Consider the following 20,545-nt stretch of genomic DNA (forward strand, 5'->3'; position numbering starts at 1 on the left):
ATCGCCGCTTCCGTCTCAAAAGTCGCCGTTCCGCACACACCGGCACGGCCGCCATTGCGCTAACGACAACTATGTCGGTCACAATCGCCATCGCGGCTCCGAACAGAAGAAGGGTCGGTTGGGAACCAGAATGCGATTTCGTGGTTAAGGCGGACAAAGGTTAATGCCTTCCAGGCGCATGCAGAGATGGGATCGACCCATCCGGTAGGGTCAACAGTATGGAAAAAAGAGAACTTTCGAACGGACGTCGAATTGGCGCGACGCTCAGCCTTGCCAGGCAAGGTGCAGAAATGACGATCGCCGACGTGGCTGCACTCACAAAAGTTTCGTCACGGTATCTCACCGCGATTGAACGCGATGAATTCGATCTCATGCCGAGCCGGGTGCATACCTTGGGTTTCACCAGAGCGTTCGCGAAAGCCGTGCATCTCGATGAGGGTGAAATAGTCGCGGCGCTGCAGGCAAAGTTTCGCGAGAGTGCCAGTGTGGAGCCTTCTCCGTTCTCGCAAAAAGCGAAATCGCGCTCGAAGCGGGATCGGCTTTTTGCAGCGGTGCGGGGTGCCTCGTCATTCCTGCCTCGCCCATTCAATGCGTCTGCCAAAAGAGGCAGGCACTGAATTTGCGGGGCTTTGGACAGGACGAACGGTAGCCTGCCCCGCTTTTCTGACATTCAAACCGTCGGATCGGTCTGCCAAAAACGGGAGCCCGTTACGGGAGAAATTTTTCCACCCGGCCTTCAGGTAGGCCGCAGGTGGGTTAGCGTCCCGCGGTGAGTTTGCGCAGGATACGCCAGCCCGCAGCTTTGCCATGATTGCCTGCAGGCCAGCGTCCGGGCGCGGCAGGCTGGAGCCCGAAGCGGCGCAGCACGCCGTTAAAGGCGCGGGCATCGGCTTCGGCGAAGCTCCATTCGGAGCGCCATGTGATCGACAGCGAAACCGAGGGTTCTGGGCCGTTCCGGACGAAATGCGGCGCCATCACCGGCACGAACAGCGCTTCCCCTGCCATGATCGCGAATTCAGTGCCACCGGTGAGCAGCGCATCGTCCCACCGCAGTTCACGGCCGCCGCCGGTGTGATAGGTCTCATGCACCTCGTCGGGCGCGAAGCGCGCGTCGCCCGCCGGAAACTGGGTCATGACCTTGGACCCGCGCAGCTGGAGCAGGATGTTGTGCTCCGGGTCGAAGTGATAGGGTGTCACGCCGCCCGCCGAGGTGACGAAGACGAACGCCTGCGTTTTCAGCATCCTGCCGGTCCTGGCCTCGATCGCGGGGCGCAGTTCTTCGAGCAGATCGGCCAGCAGCGCGGCGTAGGCCGGGTTCTGTTCGATGTTCTTGATGGCGGCCCAGGATGCCGAGCTTTCGATGTTGCGGATCGTCTCGCCGATCGGGATGTCGGTCGGATCGGGCTTGCCGTCGATGCCCAGTGGCTGATCGCTGGCATTGTACTCGATCGAGGCTTCGGGAAGCGTCTCGGCCAATTGTGCCAGTGCTTCCAGTTCGAACAACGGATGCGCGCCAAGGGCATGTGCCAGCCTGTGCGGAACTTCGGGGTACTGCGCAGCGAACGTCGCGTGGCTCCCGGCGTCAAAAACCGTCCCCGGTGTTATCGTGGCAGTTGCATTCATGGCCTGTTCCCTGCGGACTGGCGCGCGGTTTCCCGGCGGACGATCTGGCGGAAGGCAGCGCGCCTCACGCGGCCGCCGATAGCGATGGATAGGCGCGAGACCTGCCGCCGCTCGCGCCAGATATGGTCGATCATCGGGTGATCGGCCGAGGCGCAACTGTCGCGCCAGCCGACGCCGGGCTGTTCCGGACGGCAGAGATTTTCGCGTTGCAGGAGCACACCCGGTGAATACCGCGCATAGACCTCGTCGAATGCGGTCTTGTAGGAGAAGGCACCGGGCGGCGCGAGGAAAGTGGCCAGCATCGCGATCGGCCTGCCGTCCAGTGTAAGCGCTGCACGTTCGAGGCGGCCGCGCCGGGCAGCGCCGGGCAGGCTCTGGCGAAACAGGGCGGCCGTGCCCTTGTCGCAGGCCAGCGCTGATCCCGCACGGCCTTTCCATCCGGACTGCTCGAGTTTCAGGAAGTCCGCGCACCACTGGTCGATGTCCGCGATTCCTTCGGTGCGATGGAACCGCAATTCGCCGAGGTCAGACAGGCGATTGGCCTGCCGCCGCAGTTCCTTGCGCTTCTTTGTGGCTAGCGAGGCCTCCCAATAGGTCTCGGAGGCAAGATCCGATGCGAGCATGGCCCGTTCTTCGAAATGCACGGTCTCCGCATGCCGGCCGGTTTGCTCCAGTACCGTGTCCAGAGCTGCACGGAGCGGCCCGGGGCCCGTCAGCCCCTGCAGATGAAGGAACAACCCGGTGCCGACGTGGCCGTCCGCCCAGTCCAGTATCGCCTGCCAGAATACCGTCTCCGCGCCATGCCAAACCAGCGGAAGGCCGCAGAAGGCGTTGTCGTGGACCCAGCTTGAAATGTTGGGAATGGGCCAGCGATAATAGCGGCTTGCGCGCACTATGGGCAGTATGCCCGCCAGCTGGCCGTCCAGGTCCAACCGCAGGATCATGACCTCATGCCCGGGGGAAAGGTGGCGCAGCGATGGCAGGAGGTACCAGCTCTCGAAAAACGGATTGGGCTCGCTGGCGTTCAGCGCGAGCGCATCCCATGCCTCGAGGTCCTGCTCGAGGCGGCGCCAGGGCACGCAGGCGAGCCTGCCGGATGATGCGGTGTGATGGCGGAACCCGGGTGTATCCGGAAGAACCGCAATCTGGTCCTGAATACCCACTGCTGCTTGCCTGAAATCGATGGTTGAAGCAGGCAAAGCGGCCTGTCGCGAACGGTGTAGCGAGCGGACCTCAAGGAATGGTTATTGTCCCGCATTTTCGTTGCCAGCGTTATCGCGCACCCGGCAACAAAAAAGGCCTCGCCGGACTATGCCGGCGAGGCCATCAAAGGTTCAGCCGTCAGGGCTGTTATCAACCAGCCGCCATGGCTGCGAGTAGCAGCAGCGCGACGATGTTGGTGATCTTGATCATCGGGTTCACGGCCGGACCCGCGGTGTCCTTGTAGGGATCGCCCACGGTGTCGCCGGTCACGGCCGCCTTGTGGGCGTCGGAGCCCTTGCCGCCGTGGTTGCCGTCTTCGATGTATTTCTTTGCATTGTCCCACGCGCCACCGCCCGAGGTCATCGAGAGCGCCACGAACAGTCCACCCACGATCACGCCGAGCAGCAGCGCTCCGAGCGCGGCAAAGCCGTTCTCGGAACCGGCCACCGCCGAGATCGCGAAATAGACCACGATCGGGGCCAGCACCGGCAGCAGCGAGGGCAGGATCATCTCCTTGATCGCCGCCTTGGTGACGAGGTCCACCGTGCGGGCATAATCCGGCTTGGATTCGTGGGTCATGATGCCGGGGTTGGACGCGAACTGCTCGCGCACGTCGACCACGACGTCACCGGCAGCGCGGCCCACGGCGGTCATGCCCATGGAGCCGAACAGGTACGGCAGCAGCGCGCCGAGCAACAGTCCCACGATCACGTAGGGGTTCTCGAGGCTGAAGTTCACCGTCAGGTTCGGGAAGAACTCCCGCAGGTCGGTGGTATAGGCGGCGAACAGCACCAGCGCGGCAAGGCCCGCCGAACCGATGGCATAGCCCTTGGTCACGGCCTTGGTGGTGTTGCCCACGGCATCGAGCGCGTCGGTCTTCTCACGCACGCTGTCGTCTAGGCCTGCCATTTCGGCAATGCCGCCGGCATTGTCGGTGACAGGACCATAGGCGTCGAGCGCGACGACCATGCCCGCCAGCGCCAGCATCGCGGTGGCTGCATAGGCAATGCCCAGCAGCCCGGCGAGCTGATAAGCGATGACGATGCCCGCCACGATCACCAGCGTAGGCAGTGCGGTCGCTTCCATCGCGATGGCAAGGCCCTGGATCACGTTCGTACCGTGGCCGGTGACCGAGGCCTTGGCGATTGACTTCACCGGGCGGAAATTGGTGCCGGTGTAGTACTCGGTGATCCAGATTATGAGGCCGGTGATGGCAAGGCCCAGCAGCGCGCAATAGAACAGGATGCGCCCGTTGAAGCTGTAGCTGCCGATCGCCGCTTCCATGTCGCCGAGCGTGTACTGCATGGCAAACCAGATCGCCGGAACCGAGAGCACGGCGGTGACGAGGAAGCCCTTGTACATGGCGCCCATGATGTTCTTGCCGCCACCGAGGCGGACGAAGTAGGTACCGATGATCGAGGTGACGATGCAGGCACCGCCGATCAGCAGCGGCGTGGCCATCATCGCCATCAGGTTGTCTGCACTCTTCAGAAGCAGCGCGGTGAGCACCATGGTGGCGCCCACGGTCACGACGTAGGTCTCGAAAAGGTCGGCAGCCATGCCGGCGCAGTCGCCGACGTTGTCGCCAACGTTGTCCGCGATCACGGCAGGGTTGCGGGGGTCATCCTCGGGAATGCCGGCCTCGACCTTGCCGACGAGGTCAGCGCCGACGTCGGCGGCCTTGGTGAAGATGCCGCCGCCCAGACGCGCGAAGATCGAAATCAGCGAAGCGCCAAAGGCGAGCGCGGTCAGGGCTTCGACGACAGTGCGGTCATCACCGCCGACCGTATGCCCGCCCGGACCCGTGAGATACCAGTAGAACACCGCAATCGCGAGCAGCGCGAGACCTGCCACCAGCATTCCGGTGATCGCGCCCGCGCGGAATGCGAGCGTGAGGCCCTGCTGCAGCCCGGTCTGTGCCGCTGCCGCCGTGCGCACGTTGGAGCGCACCGAGATGTTCATCCCGATGAAGCCCGCGACGCCCGAGAGAATTGCGCCGACGACAAAGCCCACTGCCGAAATCGTGCCGAGCGTCACCGCGATGATCACCGCGACAACCACGCCGACCACGGCAATGGTGGAATACTGGCGCTTCAGATAGGCTTGCGCGCCTTCCTGGATGGCTCCTGCGATTTCCTGCATCTTTGCGTTCCCGGCCGGAGAGCCGAGCACCTGGCGACTGGTGACGAAGCCATAGACGATGGCCAGCAGTCCCAGGATTATTGCGATCGTGACTGGATTCACGTAACGCCCCCTTCCCAATATGTTTTCGCTATTTCGACGGGTTTTCCCGCTCGAAGGCGCAAGGGCTATAGACAAGCCGGGGGACTGGCAAGCGGCTTATCGCGGGTTTTGCGTCGTCCTGTGGTCAGCCGGATCAAATGGATCCAGCCGGTCAGTGCCGGTAGCCCAGACGCTCCGGAAGGGAGATGGGACGATCACCATGGAAAAGGGTTAGCCCGGCACCAGCCGATACGGTTCCGATAGCGGTTACCGGGCAATCGAGCGCAGCTGCGGTTTCACGGATTTGCATCGTGTGTTCGGGCGGCGCGGCGAGGAGGAGGCAATAGTCGTCACCTGCCGTCATCGCCTCGAGCCGTGCGTCGAGATCGTCACCGGCCGTTTTCCGGAACGCTGCGGATAAAGGGACAAGATCGGCAGCGATGCTGATCGCCACGGCGCTGGCATCGGCCATGCGCTGTCCGTCGATCAGCAGTCCGTCCGAGACGTCCATCATTGCCGAGACCCATGGGGCAAGTGCCGGACCGAGACGGGTGTCAGGTGAGGGGCGCCGGTAGCGCTCCGTCAGCCATTCGCCTGCTTCGGCTTCGGCGGCACGTCCGGTTAGCACCGCGAGGCCCAGCCCCGAGTCACCGATCGTACCGCTGACCCAGACCCGGTCGCCCGGCTGCGCGCCACTGCGCGAGGGCACGGCACTGCTGGTGCGTCCCAGCGCCGTCAGCGAAAAGCTGCGCGGTGCGCCTTCCGGCATTCGGACTGTATCACCACCGAGCAGTGGCAGGTTGAAGTGCGCACAGGCCTCCGCCAGCCCGTCGAGAAACGCACTGTCCCACTCGTCATCGCCCAGTGCGTGCGAATAGAGACACCCGAGCGGCTCTGCTCCCTTGGCCGAAATGTCCGAGGCATTCACTGCGACGAGCTTCCACGCTACCGAGGCTGGAGGATCGCCGGGCAGGAAATGCACGCTTTCAACCAGCGTATCGAGTGTCAGGACCAGCTTCTCGCCGCCAATCTCGATAACGGCAGCATCGTCCATCAGCCCGCGTGCGCCGGGGGAACGGGCGATGCCGCGCAGGGCCTCGATGAGGGCGAATTCGGTGGTCACTGCGCTTTCCTTCCCGCATCGGCCGGGAAGGTCAATGCATCAGGAACGAACTGCCTTTGCGACGGCATCCAGCACGCCGTTGACGAACTTCGCCTCGCGCGGCTGGAAAAAGGCGTGGGCGACGTCGACGTATTCGCTGATTGCGGCGGCGGCGGGCACGTCGGCCCGGGCCATCAGTTCGTACGTCCCGGCGCGCAGGATCTGCAGCATGGTCTTGTCGAGGCGCTTGAGCGACCAGCCTTCGGCCAGCTTGTTGCCGAGCAGATCGTCGATATCCTCGCGCCGCGCGATGGCGCCCTTCACGACATCGTCGAAGAAGGCCACTTCGGCCTTCAGGTACTGTTCGTCGTCGATCACAGCGCCAAGGCGGTGGCGATGGAACTCGTCGAGCAGGGTGGGCAGCGGGGTGCCTTCCATCTCGAACTGGTAGAGCGCCTGAACCGCACCGAGACGGGCTGCAGTGCGGGCTTTCTTGGAAATGGTCATTGGCCGAGCCTTACGGAAATGGAGCGCGCGTGCGCGGGAAGCCCTTCCGCATCGGCAAGGGCCACGGCGGCGGGGCCAATGGCCTCCAGCGCCGCAGAATCGAGCTGGATGAAGCTGGTGCGCTTCATGAAATCGAGAACCGAGAGCCCCGACGAGAACCGCGCACGGCGCCCGGTGGGCAGCACGTGGTTGGGTCCGGCGACATAGTCGCCGACGGCCTCTGGGGTCATCCGGCCGAGGAAGACGGACCCGGCATGGCGGATCTGCTTCATCAGCGCCTCGGGATCGTCGGTGGCGATCTCGACGTGCTCGGCGGCCAGCGCATTGGCCAGCGCGGGAGCCTCGGCAAAGCTGGCAACGTCGATGATCACGCCGTTGGTTTCCCAGCTGGCGCGTGCCGTGGCCTGCGTGTGCAGGGCGGTCAGTTCGGTTTCCACGGCCTGCTCGACGGCATCGGCAAAGGCCGCATCGTCGGTGATCAGGATCGACTGCGAGGTCGGATCGTGCTCGGCCTGGCTAAGCAGGTCGGCCGCGATCTTGCGCGGTTCATTCTGTGCATCGGCGATCACGAGGATTTCGCTGGGGCCGGCCACCATGTCGATGCCAACGACGCCGTAGAGCTGGCGCTTGGCTTCGGCGACCCAGGCATTGCCCGGTCCGGTGATCACGTCGACCGGCGAAATACGCTCTGTACCATAGGCGAGCGCGGCCACGGCATGGGCCCCGCCCACGCGCCAGACTTCATCGACACCGGCAAGATGGGCGGCGGCGAGGACCAGCGGGTTCACTTCGCCCTTGGGCGTCGGGGTGACTACGACGAGCCGCTCCACGCCCGCGACCTTGGCGGGAATGGCGTTCATCAGCATCGAGGAGGGATAGGCCGCGCGTCCACCCGGGACATAGAGTCCGGCGGCGTCGACTGCCCGCCATGTCGCGCCGAGGCGGACACCAGCGGCATCCGTATAGTCACGATCTTCAGGTAGCTGGGCGGCGTGGTAGGCGCGGATGCGCTCCGCTGCGAGCTCCAGCGCGGACCGCAGCGTGGGATCGAGATCGCCGAACGCCTTGCGGCAGGTCTCCGCATCGACCTGCCAGCCGCTCTGGTCGAGATCGTGGCCGTCGAACTTGGCAGTCAGTTCACCGAGAGCCGCATCGCCGCGCTCGCGCACGTCCTGCAGGATGGCTGCGACGTCGGCAGCGACATCGACCGCGCTTTCGCGCCGGTCGGCGACGACGCGGGCGAAGGCCTCGGCAAAGCCGGGATCATTGGAGGACAGCCGCAACATTACGCGGCAGCCTTCTCGCTCACCAGCGCGCGGAACGCCTCGACCAGCGCGGCCACGCGCTCGTCGGTCTTGAGTGCGGCGCGGTTGACGATCAGCCGCGCGGAAATATCGAGGATGCGGCTCGTCTCGACCAGCCCGTTCTCCTTGAGCGTGCGTCCGGTGGAAACGAGATCGACGATCCGGCTCGACAGGCCCAGCGACGGCGCCAGTTCCATCGCGCCGTTGAGCTTCACCACCTCGGCCTGCACGCCCAGCTTCTCGAAGTGGCGGCGGGTGAGGTTCGGGTACTTGCTGGCAATGCGCAGGTGCGAGGGCAGGGGGCCGCCCACTTCGCCCACGGGCTCGGCCACCGACAAACGGCAGTGCCCGATGTCGAGATCGACCGGCGCGTAGAGGTCGGAATAGGCGAACTCTTCGACCACGTCCGAACCGACGATGCCGACTTGCGCGGCGCCGTGCGCGACGAAGGTCGCGACATCGAAAGCGCGCACGCGGATCAGGCGCATGTCGCTGTTCTCACAGGCGAAAGACAGCGCGCGCGATTTCTTGTCGTGGAACTCAGCGTCGGGCACAACACCGGCGCGCGCCATCAGCGGCAACGCCTCGTCGAGGATACGCCCCTTGGGCACGGCAAATGTCAGCGGTTTCGGCATGGTGCGCGCATTTAGGGCGCAAGCGGCAAAAGGGCAACACGCGATGCCCGATGACAGTAACCGGGGTTATTCGCCCGGCGCGCGGGCCTTGATGGCGATGGCGTGGACGCGGTTTCCGGGAAGGTCGCCTAGCGCCGCATTGACCATGCGCTGGCGCTGCAGGCGCGAGACGCCATCGAATTTCGCGCTCTCGATCACGATCGTGAAGTGCGATTCGCCGGTGCCGTCATCGCCCATATGGCCGCTGTGGCTGGCGGAATCGTTGATGATGTCGAGCGTGGCGGGGTCGAACGCGGCAGTGAGCAACTGCCGCATTTCCTGTGCGAGGGGTCCGGTCATGTCTTCCATTTAGGAGCTCGATCCCCCATCTTGAAGCCGGTGAGACAGCAAAGATTTCATGGACGCACAGAATCCGGTGGGCGCGAATGCAGCTGGCCGGGGTGCGAGGAGGCGGGCGAGTTCCGCGCGCCGGGCGGGCGTGCGGCCGGTTTCGACGGGCCGGGCGATTATCGCTGGTTCTGCCTTGGGCATGTTCGCGAATTCAATGCGGGCTACGACTACTTCGACGGCATGGACGCGGAGGAGATCTTTCGCGCCCAGTCGCCGCTGCACGGCTGGGAGACGCAGACCCGCGCCTTCCGGCCCGATGCCGGTGTCGATGGCGCCCCGCGCTGGGCGGACTTTTCGGATCCGCTGGAAGCGATCAGCGGCCGTGCCCGCGCGCATGTGAAGCGCCGTCAGGCGGACATGAAGCCTGAGAACGCGCGCTTCACGCCTGCGGAAAGAGCCGCACTCGAAGTGCTGGGGCTCGACGGAAGCATTGACCGCAAGGGCTTGCGCCTGCGCTACACGCGCATGCTGCGCCAGTATCATCCGGATCACAACGGCGGCGACCACAGCCATTCGGAGCGGTTGCAGATGGTGGTGGAAGCCTATCAGGTAGTGAGGAAGGCGGCGGCGCTGACATAGGCCGCGCTGCCGCTTTTCCGATATTCTGGAAGCTCTATTCTTCTGCGGTTGCAACCTGAACGTTGTGTCCGATCGGTCCTCGATTCTCGCGCTGGCGCTCGATGATCGTTCCGAGCTTGAACGGCGAGAGGGCGTCATCCATCCAGTGCGGCTGATTGCCTGGCAGGCCGTACCGCGCAGGCCGGGCCGAGGGGATCACGAGCGTGCCGAACATCCAGTCGTAAATGGCGAGAAACACGCCGTAATTTCGGTAATTGGCGCCGTTCTTGCCGAAGCCGTGATGCGTGTGATGCACGCCCGGCGTGATGACAACGTGCTCGAATGCCCGGAAAAAGGGCGCGGTGAAGCGATTGTTGCGCAAGGTGTCGTCCCAGCGGAAATCGCTGTGCGTGACGATGCCCCACAGCATGAACACACCCAGCATCGCGCCGGTGGCATCGGTCATGCCCAGGTAGAAGCCCAGCGTCGCCACCCACGGCAGTCCGCCGACCAGCCCCCAGAACGGGCTGACGCGAAAGTTCAGCAGCACGTTGACATACCGCGCCGTGTGATGGGTGCGGTGCATCCGCCAGAGCCAGTCGAGGACGCGCGATCCCTTTACTTCGTGGCATGCGCGGTGAACGGCGTAGTTCGCGCCTTCGGCGAGAAGCAAAAGCGCGATGAACGCCGGCCAGAACGGGGCGCCTGCCAGCAGACCCTTGCCCGCGGGCAGGGCAAGGCCAACAATCGTAGAGAGGACGACCGCGCCGAACGGACGCAGCAGCAAACCGATCGAGATGCAGGATGTGTTGAGCAGTACCTCGTCGCGGGTGTAGATACCCTTGTGCCGCCCGGCGACTATCTCGGCGGCGAGCACGGTGCCCGTGATCGCAAGAGACCAGGTTACAGCCGACATCATCATCGCATTTCTCCCACGCGTCCTGACGGAACTTATGCCGCGCAGAGTGATGCTGAATGGGATTGCATTCAATACATTGTTACGACAGAAATGATGCAAAGGATGCATCATAATGCTGGACCTGAGACAACTTACCTATCTCATCGCGGTTGATCGGCGGCGCTCCTTCGCACGCGCCGCAGAGGATCTGGGCATGTCGCAATCCGCGCTCAGCAGGGCGATACAGGCGCTCGAATCGCGCCTTGGGGTCCGTCTCTTCGATCGTGACCGGGCAGGCGTGCTTCCCACGGAGCAGGGCCGCGAGGTTGTTGCCATGGCGGCCGATCTGCTTGCCGCGTCAGGGGATCTTGAGCGTCAGGTCAATCTGATGCGTGCGGGCGGAACCGGTCGTATCCGCTTCGGTCTGGCGCCACTGCCTGCGCATGCGCTGCTTCCCGCGATCCTTGCCGAACGCATCGCGACCTTGCCCGATCTTGCCAACGATGTGGTGGTTCGCAACGTCAATGCGCTCTGGCCGCTGCTGCTGGGTGGCGAGATCGAGTTCTTCGTGAGCGCAGAAGGGCAAGTGCCGGAAAGTCATGCCATTCGTGCGGAGTCGCTCGGGGCATTTCCGATCACGCAAGTGGTTCGTCCCGGCCATCCGCTGCTGTCCGGGCAGGATGACGGCAAGCCCTACCCTGTGCTCCTGTCCAGCAGCACCGGCCTGATGGCGCCATCCACCATGCAGCCCGCCGAAACCGGGACGGCTCATATCATCGAGGATTTCAACACGCTGGTTGCAGCGACTCAGGGTACCGATGCCATCTGGCGGACCTCAGCCTATGCGGTGTGGCGGGAATTGGCAGCCGGTACGTTGTGCGCCCTGCCTCATGCGGGAGGCGATGCACCGCGCCGGATGCGCATGATGATCTACTCGCTTGCCCGGCGCAGCATTTCACCGGCTGCCCGGGGGTTGCGCGATGCCTTTGAGAAAGCTGTCACCGCGCTTGCAGCGCAAGCTGGCGATCCCGCCTGAGAAGGTGCGTCAGCCGCTGCGCAAGGCCTTCCATCGCGCCGCGCCATCCTCACCGTAGATCCGCACCACGTCCTTGCCGGAGTAGAACACCGGGAACTGCTCCGAGCCGTCCGGGATCACCACCCACGGTTGTTTGCTGTCGGTAAAGATATGCACATCGGGCGGACAGGCGTCCGGATCGTCGAGCGTGCCTGCTCGGACGAACGCCGCCTTTTCACCGGCACCGCCGTAATGGCTCCATACCGCGACCTTGCAGGAGGGACAGCGGAACACGGCCTGTCCCTTGCCGCTGGCGGACGGCGTGTCGATCCGTTCGGGCGCTTCGCCCAGCAATTCGACAGCATCGGTCTCGATCACCGCATTGAGGGCAAAGGAGGCACCGGTTTCACGCTGGCACCAGCGGCAATGGCAGCAGTGCACGACGATGGGTTCAGCCTTCAGCCGGTAACGCACCTTGCCGCAGTCGCAGCCGCCTTCCGCGCTCATGCCGCTTCCCTTTCGCAGATCTCTGCCAGCTGGGCAGCGCAGATGGTCCAACCGTCGATGAAGCCCATGTCTTCGTGCTGCTTGCGGGTGTCCGCGTCCCAGTGACGGGCACGGGCCGTGTAGCGGGTGCCATCTCCCTCGGGCTCGATCTCCCAGATGCCTATCATGAACGGGCCGGAAGGCTGAAAATCCGCAGTCACTGCATCCGTCGTCACAAAACGGCGGCCTTCGTCGAATGCGAGGTAGATCCCGTTCTGCGGCATCTCTTCCCCATCCGGGCCATAGAATGTCATGTTGCACACGCCGCCGGCGCGGCGGTCCTGCTCGTCGACTTCGGCGCGCCATGGCCTGGGGCACCACCACTCGTTCTGCCGCCTGGCCAGGACTTCCCAGACCTTGGATGGCGGTGCCGAGATAAAGCGCGTGATCGACAATTCGTTGTTCTGGCCTTCCTCAGGCATGACATTCTCTCCTTCAGTCGCGGTCTGGCGCCCCCAATGGGAAAAACGGACGGTAAGGCCGGGCATCCTCCACGCACTGCGCTACCGGAGGCAGCTGCAGCAAGTGCGCGCGCCAGCGCCTGAGGCGCGGAAACTGGCTGGAAATGGGAGAGACCCAGTCGGCATAGAACAGGGCCGGGGCCGCCGCGCATTCGATCAGGGTTACGTGGTCCATGGGCGGATAGAACTGCAGCCAGCCTTCCAGCCAGGCGTAGGAGCGTTCGAGCTTCCCGCGTGCTTCCGCCACACGTGCCTCGTCTGGGTTTTCGCCGTCCCGGATGTATTCCTGGACCACCTGCGACATCGGTTCCATCACGTAATTGTCGAACATCCGGTCTAGCATGCGCATACCGATGGCGGCGTCCGGATCGGCGGGGATCAGCATGTCGGACGCATGGTGATGCGAAAGGTATTCGATGATCGTGGTCGATTCGAACAGCATGTTCTCGCCGTCGCGCAGCACCGGAAACTTGGCGAGCGGCCCGGCGGACTGGACCACCTCCACGTTGTCGGGATGCTCCGCGTCGACGATGCGGAATTCGAATTCCAGCTCGGCCGCGTAGAGCGCAATCAGCGCCTTCCACGTATAGGACGAGAAGGGATGGCCGAACAGTTCGAGGCTCAAGCTGTCTCTCCTGCACGCGCCGCTTCGATGGCGGCGATGTCTATCTTTTTCATGGTCATCATCGCCTGCATCGCGCGGCGGGCGGCATCACGGTCCGGATCGCACATGGCTTGGCTGAGTGCCCGAGGGGTGATCTGCCAGGAAAGGCCCCACTTGTCCTTGCACCAGCCACACATGCTTTCGGATCCGCCGTTACCGATGATGGCATTCCAGTAGCGATCGGTCTCTTCCTGCGTATCGGTAGCGATCTGGAACGAGAAGGCTTCCGAATGCGAGAACTGCGGCCCGCCATTCAAGCCGATGCATTCGATGCCCATCAGGGTGAATTCCGCCACCAGGACCGCGCCTTCCTTCCCATCGGGATAGTCGCAGGGCGCGCGCTGGATGGCGGTCACCCGGGTGCCCGGGAACGTCGCCGCATAGAACTCCGCCGCTTCCTGCGCCGTGCCTTCGTACCAGAGGCAGAGGCGTGCCTTGTCAGGGGCGTCGTGCGCGGTCATTTCTTCATCTGCGCGATCAGGGTGTTGTCGACCGCTTTGGCAGCCTTGTAGCCTTGGCGCGCCTGACAGCGTTCCGCAAAGGCCACGAAGGATGGCAGTGGTGGCAGGATGCCGAAGTTGAGCCCGAAATCGACAGAACTGCCGACATAGACGTCTGCCATCGTGAAACGGTCGCCGCAGATCCATTCCACCTTGGAAAGATGGCCGTCCAGCGTGGTGATCGTCCGGTCGAAATTACCCCATCCGGCCATGCCCTCCTGCTCGGGCGTTGGCTCGAACTTGAAGCTGCGCGAGGTGATGGCCTGATCGAGCGGCCCCGCGGCGAAAAACGTCCAGCGGTAATAGTCCGCCATTTCCGCATCATTTGGCAGCAGGCCCGCTTCCGGATGCATTTCGGCGAGATAGAGGCAGATCGCCGCCGCTTCGGTCACCACCCGGTCTCCGTCCTCCGCGTGATGGATGAGGGTGGGCACTTTGCCCATCGGGTTGGCGGCGAGGAACGCGGCAGACTTGGCCTTCCAGTCGACAAGGACCTGTGCGTAATCGGATCCGGCTTCATGCAGCGCCCAGCGGACGATCTGCCCGCGCGACATGGGGTTAGTGTAGAAGGTGTAATCAGCCATCGTTTTGCCTCCCGCAATTCAAAGGAACGTATGGAGAACGATGCACCCGCGTCAAGGGGGCGCTCTAATTGTGCCGAGGGCCAACAAGGCCGAACGTGGCGCCTTGGGGATCTACACCGCTGAGTGCGAACTCGCCTCCCGGGATCTGGTCCGGGCCGTTGATCACGGAGCCGCCGCCCGCGCTGACGGCGGCGATCGCGCGATCGATGTCGTCAACGCCAATATAGTACGTCCAGAACGGCATGGGGGCCTGAGGCATCCGGGCCATCACCGCGCCGATGCCGTCACCGCCACACTGAATGAAGCGGTACGAGCCCAGCGGCCCCATGGGCATTTCGCCTTCCTGGCCCCAGCCGAAGTGATTCTGGTAGAAGGCAATTGCGGCATCGGGATCGTTCGCCATCAATTCGTTCCAGCGGACGTGCTGGGCCTCCATGGGCGAGAACACGTCGCTCGTCGCGCCCGGATCGCCCGCAGGCGGGATGGGCGTCATCACGTAGAACGGCACGCCTTCGGGATCGGTGACGAGCGCGAAGCTGCCCACCTCGATCGTCATTTTCGGCATCATGACCTTGCCGCCATCGGCCACGATCGCCGCGACGGCGGCATCGACGTCCGCGACATGGATGTAGCCCAGCCAGCAGGGCCGCGCGCCGCCTGCGCGCATCTCGTCGTTGAGCGTCAGCATGCCACCGGCACTGCCGCCATCGCTGCGGGTGATGTGGCGGTAGTCGATGCCGGCCGCCTGCGCGCTCCCGCTGCTGACAGTCCAGCCTACGACGTCGCCGTAGAAGGCTGCGGCACCATCAGGATCGCTGGTCATCAGTTCGTACCAGATGAAGCTGCCTGTTGGATTGGCCATGGTCATTCTCCCGTGGGGGCCGGTTCGCGATAGCCGGCAAGCTGGTCCGCCAGCGCGCGTTGAAAGGCGGGGCGCGCCTCGGCGCGGGCCTTGAATGCGGTGAGGGCGGGGAAGGCGGCCAGCATGTCCGTATGGTTCAGGTTGCGCAGGACGCAGGCCATCATGATGTCGGCGATGGAGAAGGTCCCGGCGAACCAATCGCGCTCGCCCAGCGCCGCCTCGGTGCTCCTGAGCCGCCGCTCGGCCAGGGCCGCGAACGAAGGCCGGGCGTCGGGAATCCAGGGCTGCCCGGCAAAGAAGAAATCGAGATTGATGATCTGCATCAGCGCCGGCTCGACGCTGTTGAGCGCGGCCAGCAGCCAGCTCGTGGCGGCCCAGCGCTGCGCCGGATCGCGCGGCAGCAGGCGTTCGTCCTGCTCGCCCAGGTAGAGCAGGATCGCGCCGCTTTCGAACAGCCGCAATTCGCCGTCGTCGAAGGCGGGGACCTGCCCGAACGGCTGCCAGTCGTGATAGCCGTCGGGTTTGGGCTTCATTGCATCGAGATAGTGCAGCGCATAGTCGCGCCCGATCTCCTCCAGCGCCCAGCGCACACGGAGGTCGCGGACGAGCCCCTTGGCGAAACCGGGCACGTTGTCGAAAGCGGAAACGAGAGTGGTTGCGGCAGTCTGGACCGGCATCGTGATCTCCCCAGTGCGAATCGATATTGCCTTACGGTGCCTCATGGGTTACGAAAAGCAACCATGAAGTTGCAAAAAGAAACTGATACAGGTCGGGCCGTTCACGGCAAATGGTATGGCGATGCCTGCGCCGCCGCTTTCGGCATGGAGCTGATCGGCGAACGCTGGACGCTGCTGGTGATTCGCGAGCTTATGCTGGGCGGGCGGCGGTTCAGTGACATCCGCGCCAGCCTGCCCGTGCTCAGCGCCAAGACGCTGACCGAGCGGCTCGAGACCCTGCGGGGCCTCGGCATTGTCGAGAAGGCGCAGCTGCCGCCGCCGTCCTCGGCGCAGGTCTACCAGTTGACCGAATGGGGGCGCGGGCTGGAGAAAGTCCTGCAGGAACTCGGCCGCTGGGCGCTGCGCTCGCCGCAGCACAACCCCGCGTTGCCGCTCACCCCGGTTTCGCTGATGCTCTCGATGCGCACCTTGCTGGACCCGAAGAAGATCGGCGATCTGGAGGCATGGGTGGCCTTCGATGTGGGCGGCGACCACTTCGCCGGGCGCGTGCGGCATGACGGTCTGTCGATCCACCCCGCGGGCGATGGCATGATGTCGCCCGATATCCGTTTCAGCGCGGAGAGTCCCTCGGACTTCCTGCCGGTATTCTACGGCAAGAAGACGCCTGGAGAGGCGGGTAACAAGCTCAAGGTCTCCGGCGATCCGGATACGGTGCAGCGCTTCCTCGATCTCTTCGCGATGCCGGAGAAGGTGGGCGGCTGACCGTCCCCTGCACCCCCGCTTTTAAGAACAGGTCAAGCCGCCATACCGCCAAAGCTTATTGCGATGCAGCGCCGCGTCCTTTAGGCGGTAACCGCGATGACTGACTCTGCCTACTCCAAAGCCGAAAACCGCGACGCCACCGTTCTGGCCGCGCCCGACATCGAACTCGACGTGCGCGAGACCTTCGGGATCGACATCGACATGAAGGTTCCCGCCTTCTCGGTGGCCGACGAGCGCGTGCCCGATCTCGACGAGACCTACGTCTTCGATCCGGATACCACGCTGGCGATCCTCGCGGGCTTTGCCTTCAACCGCCGCGTGATGGTGCAGGGCTACCACGGCACCGGTAAGTCGACCCACATCGAGCAGGTCGCCGCCCGCCTGAAATGGCCGTGCATCCGCATCAACCTCGACGCGCACATCAGCCGCATCGACCTGATCGGGCGCGACGCGATCGTGCTGCGCGATGGCCTCCAGGTCACCGAATTCCGCGAGGGCCTGCTGCCCTGGGCGCTGCAGCACCCGGTGGCGCTGGTGTTCGACGAATACGACGCCGGCCGCCCGGACGTGATGTTCGTGATCCAGCGCATTCTGGAGACCGAGGGCAAGCTGACCCTGCTCGACCAGAACCGCGTGATCCGGCCTGACAAGCACTTCCGCCTCTTCGCCACCGCCAACACGGTGGGCCTCGGCGATACCTCGGGCCTCTACCACGGCACCCAGCAGATCAACCAGGGCCAGATGGACCGCTGGAACCTCGTCGTCGGCCTCAACTACCTGCCGGCCGAGACCGAAGTCGCCATCGTCACCGCAAAGGTGCCGCAGATCGACGCGGGCACCATCGCGCAGATGGTCAAGGTGGCCGACTTCTCGCGCCAGGGCTTCATGAACGGCGACATCTCGACCGTGATGAGCCCGCGCACGGTGATCACCTGGGCGCAGAATTCGGCGATCTTCAAGGACGTCGGCTTCGCATTCCGCCTCTCGTTCCTCAACAAGTGCGACGAGACCGAGCGCATGCTGGTCGCCGAATACTACCAGCGCGTGTTCGGGCAGGACCTGCCGGAGAGCGTTGTCGGCAAGGCTTGAGGGGGGAGACTCTCTCTGCGGGATGTCAGCGGTGCGCTACTTCTGCTTGGGTGTAGCGTCGATGCGTGTTCTAAACGCATTTCAACGTTGCATCCTGTTAAGTGCCGCGAGCATGCCTCGAAGCTGCCCATCCAAACGTTGACGAGCAGAGCGGAGTTGTTCCAGCAGCAGAGCTGCTTGAGTAGCCGTTATACTCACGTTGCTGCGCTTAATTATTCCGGCGCTGAAGTTCGTCATGTGAAGGGTAATGAGCCAATCCCCATTGTGACCGAATGATAAATCACTGACCCCGTGACACAAATAAGTTCGATAACGATGGAATTCGTAAAATTCCTCCAAAACGTCAGCTACTCGGCACCCCACATCGCTCAAAGGGCCGTTCGAACCAACGACGGCTCTTAGTGCTTCAAATCGCTGACCTACCAAATGAGGCAAAAGGCTCCGGGCTCCGCTAGAAGCAATTTCAGAAAGAGTAGCGAGCGCTTCAGCGACGACCATTTCCGCCATTGCAAACTCTTCTATGTACTTTCCTTTCCAAGAACTGATGTTGTCGGGGTGTAACGGTGTCTGAATGTCGACCTCCTCAGGCAGGTGCTATAATGGTGAGATGCCATGAATTGGTTATTACCCGCGCTATGCGCAACTTAGTCAAGCTTTGACGAGCACTGTTCGGCCGCTTGTCGGATCCTGTCGAGATACGGGAACTGAATGCACGCAAACAATCGGGCTGCGAGCTGCATTGGAAACCCAAACAATTGTTTCCACGAGACAGGATTTAGGTCGAAAAAGTTGTCAAAGAGCAGCCAGCGTTAAACCCATTTTCCTACACACCCCCGCCTGCGGTATCCTCCCCGGATGCCCCACACCGCGCACCCCCGTCCGCCCCGCCGTTCCAATGCCGAGTACCGCTGGAGCCGGCCCCGCATCCACCTGTTCCTGCGCGCACTGGCGGCGGGCGGGTCGGTCGCGGCGGCGGCGCGGGCGGTGGGGGTAAGCCGGCAGTCGGCCTATCGCCTGCGCCGCCGCCTCCCGCCGGACTTCGCCAAGGTCTGGGACGAGGCGCTGCAGATCGGCACGGAGATGCGGCAGGCCGGGCTGCGCTATGACGCGCAAGGCGACACATGGGTGCCGCAAGGCGACACATTGCGAATGCAAGGTGACAGGTCCGGCGCACAAGGTGACACTTCCCGCGTGCAAGGTGACACGTTTCCGGCACAAGGTGACACCGTAAGGCCCAAGGTGACAGGTTTTTCCTCTGGACCGTGTCACCCGTGTCAACCGGGTGTCAACTTATGAGGCCGGGGAGCAGGAAAGGACAACCGCGATGCCCGTGACGATCACGGCCTTTGCCGCCAGTCCCGATCGCGGGCGGGGCATGGCGCGCGACATGCCGGTGCGCTGGGCGCTGGAGGAAGTGGGCCGGCCCTATGAGGTGCGCCTCGTCTCCTTTGCGGAGATGAAGGAGCCCGCGCATCTGGGCCTGCAGCCCTTCGGCCAGATCCCCACTTATGAGGACGGCACCGTGGCGCTGTTCGAATCGGGCGCCATCGTGCTCCACATCGCGCAGAGCCACGCGGGCCTGCTGCCCGAAGAGCCCGGCGCGCGGGGGCGGGCGATCGCGTGGCTCTTTGCAGCGCTCAGCACCATGGAGCCGCCGGTGCTCGACCGCGAGACGGCAGGGTTCCTCGAAGCGAGCGAGCCATGGCACGCGGCGCGCCAGCCCCTGCTCGAAAGCCGCATCTGCGCCCGCCTCGATGCGCTGGCGGCCAGTCTGGGCGAGGCGGAATGGCTGGTGGACGGCGCGTTCTCTGCCGGGGACCTGCAGATGGTCACCGTGCTGCGCAGGCTGGGCAGCTCCGGACTGCTAGATGGCTATCCCACGCTTGCCGCCTATGTCGCGCGCGCCGAGGCCCGCCCGGCCTTCCAGCGCGCCTTCGCGGCGCAGCGGGCAGTGTTCGAGGCGAGTGGGGGCGGGTGAGGCGCAGCTAGCGGACCGTGAAACCCGAATCCCACTCCGCTCACCCTGAGCTTGTCGAAGGGTTTTGGCCCGGGCGCTGCGCCAGCGTCCTTCGACAAGCTCAGGACGAGCGGGGTGTGGGGCAAACGGAATGCGGGTTGAATTCAGTCCGCCGGATAGACCGCCCGCACGAAGTAAAGCCCGTCGGGCGGGGCGTTGAGGCCAAGGGCCTGCCGGTCGCGCGCTTCCAGCGCCTCGCGCACCTGCTCCTCGCGCCAGCGGCCCATGCCGACCATGGCAAGGCAGCCGGTCATCGAGCGGACCTGATGGTGGAGGTAGCTGCGCGCCTCGGTCTCGATCAGGATCTGCTCGCCCTCGCGGCGGACGTCGAGCCGGTCGAGCGTCTTGAGCGGGCTCTGCGCTTGGCAGTGGACCGAGCGGAAGGTGGTGAAATCGTGCCGCCCGACCAGGTATTGCGCGGCGCGGTGCATGGCTTCGGCATCGAGCGGCTTGGCGACCTGCCAGGCCTTGCCGCGCTCCAGCGTCAGCGGCGCTCGGCGGTTGACGATGCGGTAGATATAGGCGCGGCCCACGCAGGAAAAGCGGGCGTGCCAGTCGTCCGGCACCGCCTCGCAGGCGGTCACCGCTACCGGGTTCGGCCGCATCCGGGCATTGAGCGCCTCCATCAGGCGGAAGGGGGTGAAGGGCTTGGCCACGTCGATATGGGCGCGCATGGCAAGTGCGTGTACGCCGGTGTCGGTGCGCCCGGCGGCGTGCATGCGCACGTCCTCTCCGGTGACGGCATGGGCCGCGTCCTCGACCGTCTGCTGCACCGAGGGGCCATGCGCCTGCCGCTGCAAGCCCATGAACGGGCTGCCGTCGAATTCGAGAGTGAGGGCAAAGCGGGTCATTCCGCCTCGCCGATACAGGACTGGCGCGATCCTGCAAACGGCTTGGCGCGGAGGCGGGGCGATGGCACCATGGC

Annotated in this window: 25 protein-coding genes; 7 read left to right on the forward strand and 18 right to left on the reverse strand. The window is 64.3% G+C overall.

The window, feature by feature from the left end:
* Window positions 1–218: 218 nt before the first annotated feature.
* Window positions 219–617, forward strand: coding sequence for a helix-turn-helix domain-containing protein (locus tag MTR64_RS13460; protein WP_268740908.1), 399 nt, complete (start codon window positions 219–221; stop codon window positions 615–617).
* Window positions 618–756: 139 nt separating this feature from the next.
* Here MTR64_RS13460 and MTR64_RS13465 read toward each other — a convergent pair whose 3' ends face one another.
* From MTR64_RS13465 to MTR64_RS13500, 8 genes are all read right to left on the reverse strand, one after another.
* A complete protein-coding gene (locus MTR64_RS13465) occupies window positions 757–1,623 on the reverse strand; it encodes a cupin-like domain-containing protein (RefSeq protein WP_243994601.1) in 867 nt (288 codons plus the stop codon).
* Complete coding sequence (locus MTR64_RS21495; protein ID WP_243994602.1) at window positions 1,620–2,786, reverse strand: GNAT family N-acetyltransferase; 1,167 nt, start codon at window positions 2,784–2,786, stop codon at window positions 1,620–1,622. The genes MTR64_RS13465 and MTR64_RS21495 overlap by 4 nt, the downstream gene beginning before the upstream one ends.
* A gap of 190 nt (window positions 2,787–2,976) precedes the next feature.
* Window positions 2,977–5,070, reverse strand: coding sequence for a sodium-translocating pyrophosphatase (locus MTR64_RS13475; protein WP_243994603.1), 2,094 nt, complete (start codon window positions 5,068–5,070; stop codon window positions 2,977–2,979).
* 151 nt (window positions 5,071–5,221) lie between these two features.
* Complete coding sequence (gene thiL, locus MTR64_RS13480) at window positions 5,222–6,172, reverse strand: thiamine-phosphate kinase (RefSeq protein ID WP_243994604.1); 951 nt, start codon at window positions 6,170–6,172, stop codon at window positions 5,222–5,224.
* Window positions 6,173–6,211: 39 nt separating this feature from the next.
* Window positions 6,212–6,658, reverse strand: a complete 447-nt coding sequence (gene nusB / locus MTR64_RS13485) for a transcription antitermination factor NusB (protein ID WP_243994605.1) — start codon at window positions 6,656–6,658, stop codon at window positions 6,212–6,214.
* Window positions 6,655–7,944: a histidinol dehydrogenase gene (gene hisD / locus MTR64_RS13490; RefSeq protein WP_243994606.1), complete on the reverse strand. Its 1,290-nt coding sequence runs from the start codon at window positions 7,942–7,944 to the stop codon at window positions 6,655–6,657. The genes nusB and hisD overlap by 4 nt, the downstream gene beginning before the upstream one ends.
* Window positions 7,944–8,597 (reverse strand): ATP phosphoribosyltransferase, encoded by a 654-nt coding sequence (gene hisG / locus MTR64_RS13495; protein WP_243994607.1) that lies wholly within the window; start codon window positions 8,595–8,597, stop codon window positions 7,944–7,946. Before hisG ends, hisD begins: the two co-directional genes overlap by 1 nt.
* Window positions 8,598–8,663: 66 nt before the next feature.
* A complete protein-coding gene (locus MTR64_RS13500; protein ID WP_243994608.1) occupies window positions 8,664–8,936 on the reverse strand; it encodes a BolA family protein in 273 nt (90 codons plus the stop codon).
* Between the two features lie 39 nt (window positions 8,937–8,975).
* Here MTR64_RS13500 and MTR64_RS13505 point away from each other — a divergent pair, with 39 nt between their 5' ends.
* On the forward strand, window positions 8,976–9,566 hold the full coding sequence (locus tag MTR64_RS13505; protein ID WP_243994609.1) for a J domain-containing protein: 591 nt from the start codon (window positions 8,976–8,978) through the stop codon (window positions 9,564–9,566).
* A 34-nt stretch (window positions 9,567–9,600) separates the two neighbouring features.
* Here MTR64_RS13505 and MTR64_RS13510 read toward each other — a convergent pair whose 3' ends face one another.
* Window positions 9,601–10,467 (reverse strand): sterol desaturase family protein, encoded by an 867-nt coding sequence (locus MTR64_RS13510; protein WP_243994610.1) that lies wholly within the window; start codon window positions 10,465–10,467, stop codon window positions 9,601–9,603.
* 109 nt (window positions 10,468–10,576) lie between these two features.
* On the opposite strand from MTR64_RS13510, the gene MTR64_RS13515 reads away from it, so the two are divergent.
* Complete coding sequence (locus MTR64_RS13515; protein WP_243994611.1) at window positions 10,577–11,479, forward strand: LysR family transcriptional regulator; 903 nt, start codon at window positions 10,577–10,579, stop codon at window positions 11,477–11,479.
* Between the two features lie 9 nt (window positions 11,480–11,488).
* Here the strand turns inward: MTR64_RS13515 and MTR64_RS13520 are convergent, their stop codons facing one another.
* The 7 genes from MTR64_RS13520 to MTR64_RS13550 form a co-directional block, all read right to left on the reverse strand.
* Window positions 11,489–11,965 carry a GFA family protein gene (locus MTR64_RS13520; protein ID WP_243994612.1) on the reverse strand — a complete coding sequence of 159 codons (477 nt, stop codon included), beginning with the start codon at window positions 11,963–11,965 and terminating at the stop codon, window positions 11,489–11,491.
* Window positions 11,962–12,426 carry an SRPBCC family protein gene (locus MTR64_RS13525; protein ID WP_243994613.1) on the reverse strand — a complete coding sequence of 155 codons (465 nt, stop codon included), beginning with the start codon at window positions 12,424–12,426 and terminating at the stop codon, window positions 11,962–11,964. The genes MTR64_RS13520 and MTR64_RS13525 overlap by 4 nt, the downstream gene beginning before the upstream one ends.
* Window positions 12,427–12,439: 13 nt before the next feature.
* Window positions 12,440–13,090, reverse strand: a complete 651-nt coding sequence (locus MTR64_RS13530; RefSeq protein WP_243994614.1) for a glutathione S-transferase family protein — start codon at window positions 13,088–13,090, stop codon at window positions 12,440–12,442.
* Window positions 13,087–13,590 (reverse strand): VOC family protein, encoded by a 504-nt coding sequence (locus MTR64_RS13535; protein WP_243994615.1) that lies wholly within the window; start codon window positions 13,588–13,590, stop codon window positions 13,087–13,089. Before MTR64_RS13535 ends, MTR64_RS13530 begins: the two co-directional genes overlap by 4 nt.
* Complete coding sequence (locus MTR64_RS13540) at window positions 13,587–14,213, reverse strand: glutathione S-transferase family protein (RefSeq protein WP_243994616.1); 627 nt, start codon at window positions 14,211–14,213, stop codon at window positions 13,587–13,589. Before MTR64_RS13540 ends, MTR64_RS13535 begins: the two co-directional genes overlap by 4 nt.
* 64 nt (window positions 14,214–14,277) lie before the next feature.
* A complete protein-coding gene (locus MTR64_RS13545; protein ID WP_243994617.1) occupies window positions 14,278–15,075 on the reverse strand; it encodes a VOC family protein in 798 nt (265 codons plus the stop codon).
* Between the two features lie 2 nt (window positions 15,076–15,077).
* Window positions 15,078–15,752 (reverse strand): glutathione S-transferase family protein, encoded by a 675-nt coding sequence (locus MTR64_RS13550; RefSeq protein ID WP_243994618.1) that lies wholly within the window; start codon window positions 15,750–15,752, stop codon window positions 15,078–15,080.
* 63 nt (window positions 15,753–15,815) lie between these two features.
* Here MTR64_RS13550 and MTR64_RS13555 point away from each other — a divergent pair, with 63 nt between their 5' ends.
* Window positions 15,816–16,514, forward strand: coding sequence for a winged helix-turn-helix transcriptional regulator (locus MTR64_RS13555; protein ID WP_243994619.1), 699 nt, complete (start codon window positions 15,816–15,818; stop codon window positions 16,512–16,514).
* Window positions 16,515–16,610: 96 nt separating this feature from the next.
* Window positions 16,611–17,603, forward strand: coding sequence for a cobaltochelatase subunit CobS (cobS, locus tag MTR64_RS13560; protein ID WP_243994620.1), 993 nt, complete (start codon window positions 16,611–16,613; stop codon window positions 17,601–17,603).
* 81 nt (window positions 17,604–17,684) lie between these two features.
* Here cobS and MTR64_RS13565 read toward each other — a convergent pair whose 3' ends face one another.
* Window positions 17,685–18,110, reverse strand: coding sequence for a hypothetical protein (locus tag MTR64_RS13565; protein WP_243994621.1), 426 nt, complete (start codon window positions 18,108–18,110; stop codon window positions 17,685–17,687).
* Window positions 18,111–18,458: 348 nt separating this feature from the next.
* Here MTR64_RS13565 and MTR64_RS13570 point away from each other — a divergent pair, with 348 nt between their 5' ends.
* Together MTR64_RS13570 and MTR64_RS13575 are read left to right on the forward strand one after the other, a co-directional pair.
* Window positions 18,459–18,899: a helix-turn-helix domain-containing protein gene (locus MTR64_RS13570; protein WP_243994622.1), complete on the forward strand. Its 441-nt coding sequence runs from the start codon at window positions 18,459–18,461 to the stop codon at window positions 18,897–18,899.
* Window positions 18,900–18,927: 28 nt separating this feature from the next.
* Window positions 18,928–19,581 carry a glutathione S-transferase family protein gene (locus MTR64_RS13575; protein ID WP_243994623.1) on the forward strand — a complete coding sequence of 218 codons (654 nt, stop codon included), beginning with the start codon at window positions 18,928–18,930 and terminating at the stop codon, window positions 19,579–19,581.
* 143 nt (window positions 19,582–19,724) lie between these two features.
* On the opposite strand, the gene truA is transcribed toward MTR64_RS13575, so the two are convergent.
* Entirely contained in the window at window positions 19,725–20,471 is a 747-nt protein-coding gene (gene truA, locus MTR64_RS13580) for a tRNA pseudouridine(38-40) synthase TruA (protein WP_243994624.1), read from the reverse strand.
* Window positions 20,472–20,545: the final 74 nt, after the last annotated feature.

It is taken from the genome of Novosphingobium album (ex Hu et al. 2023), assembly GCF_022832385.1.
GTDB lineage: Bacteria > Pseudomonadota > Alphaproteobacteria > Sphingomonadales > Sphingomonadaceae > Novosphingobium > Novosphingobium album.

Excerpts from the sequence above, each read along its gene's own strand:
- MTR64_RS13460 (WP_268740908.1), top strand. The coding sequence starts at position 219 with ATGGAAAAAAGAGAACTTTCGAACGGACGTCGAATTGGCGCGACGCTC.
- MTR64_RS13465 (WP_243994601.1), bottom strand. The coding sequence starts at position 1,623 with ATGAATGCAACTGCCACGATAACACCGGGGACGGTTTTTGACGCCGGG.
- nusB (WP_243994605.1), bottom strand. The coding sequence starts at position 6,658 with ATGACCATTTCCAAGAAAGCCCGCACTGCAGCCCGTCTCGGTGCGGTT.
- hisD (WP_243994606.1), bottom strand. The coding sequence starts at position 7,944 with ATGTTGCGGCTGTCCTCCAATGATCCCGGCTTTGCCGAGGCCTTCGCC.
- hisG (WP_243994607.1), bottom strand. The coding sequence starts at position 8,597 with ATGCCGAAACCGCTGACATTTGCCGTGCCCAAGGGGCGTATCCTCGAC.
- MTR64_RS13500 (WP_243994608.1), bottom strand. The coding sequence starts at position 8,936 with ATGACCGGACCCCTCGCACAGGAAATGCGGCAGTTGCTCACTGCCGCG.
- MTR64_RS13510 (WP_243994610.1), bottom strand. The coding sequence starts at position 10,467 with ATGATGATGTCGGCTGTAACCTGGTCTCTTGCGATCACGGGCACCGTG.
- MTR64_RS13515 (WP_243994611.1), top strand. The coding sequence starts at position 10,577 with ATGCTGGACCTGAGACAACTTACCTATCTCATCGCGGTTGATCGGCGG.
- MTR64_RS13520 (WP_243994612.1), bottom strand. The coding sequence starts at position 11,965 with ATGAGCGCGGAAGGCGGCTGCGACTGCGGCAAGGTGCGTTACCGGCTG.
- MTR64_RS13525 (WP_243994613.1), bottom strand. The coding sequence starts at position 12,426 with ATGCCTGAGGAAGGCCAGAACAACGAATTGTCGATCACGCGCTTTATC.
- MTR64_RS13535 (WP_243994615.1), bottom strand. The coding sequence starts at position 13,590 with ATGACCGCGCACGACGCCCCTGACAAGGCACGCCTCTGCCTCTGGTAC.
- MTR64_RS13540 (WP_243994616.1), bottom strand. The coding sequence starts at position 14,213 with ATGGCTGATTACACCTTCTACACTAACCCCATGTCGCGCGGGCAGATC.
- MTR64_RS13545 (WP_243994617.1), bottom strand. The coding sequence starts at position 15,075 with ATGGCCAATCCAACAGGCAGCTTCATCTGGTACGAACTGATGACCAGC.
- MTR64_RS13550 (WP_243994618.1), bottom strand. The coding sequence starts at position 15,752 with ATGCCGGTCCAGACTGCCGCAACCACTCTCGTTTCCGCTTTCGACAAC.
- MTR64_RS13555 (WP_243994619.1), top strand. The coding sequence starts at position 15,816 with ATGAAGTTGCAAAAAGAAACTGATACAGGTCGGGCCGTTCACGGCAAA.
- cobS (WP_243994620.1), top strand. The coding sequence starts at position 16,611 with ATGACTGACTCTGCCTACTCCAAAGCCGAAAACCGCGACGCCACCGTT.
- MTR64_RS13565 (WP_243994621.1), bottom strand. The coding sequence starts at position 18,110 with ATGGCGGAAATGGTCGTCGCTGAAGCGCTCGCTACTCTTTCTGAAATT.
- MTR64_RS13570 (WP_243994622.1), top strand. The coding sequence starts at position 18,459 with ATGCCCCACACCGCGCACCCCCGTCCGCCCCGCCGTTCCAATGCCGAG.
- MTR64_RS13575 (WP_243994623.1), top strand. The coding sequence starts at position 18,928 with ATGCCCGTGACGATCACGGCCTTTGCCGCCAGTCCCGATCGCGGGCGG.
- truA (WP_243994624.1), bottom strand. The coding sequence starts at position 20,471 with ATGACCCGCTTTGCCCTCACTCTCGAATTCGACGGCAGCCCGTTCATG.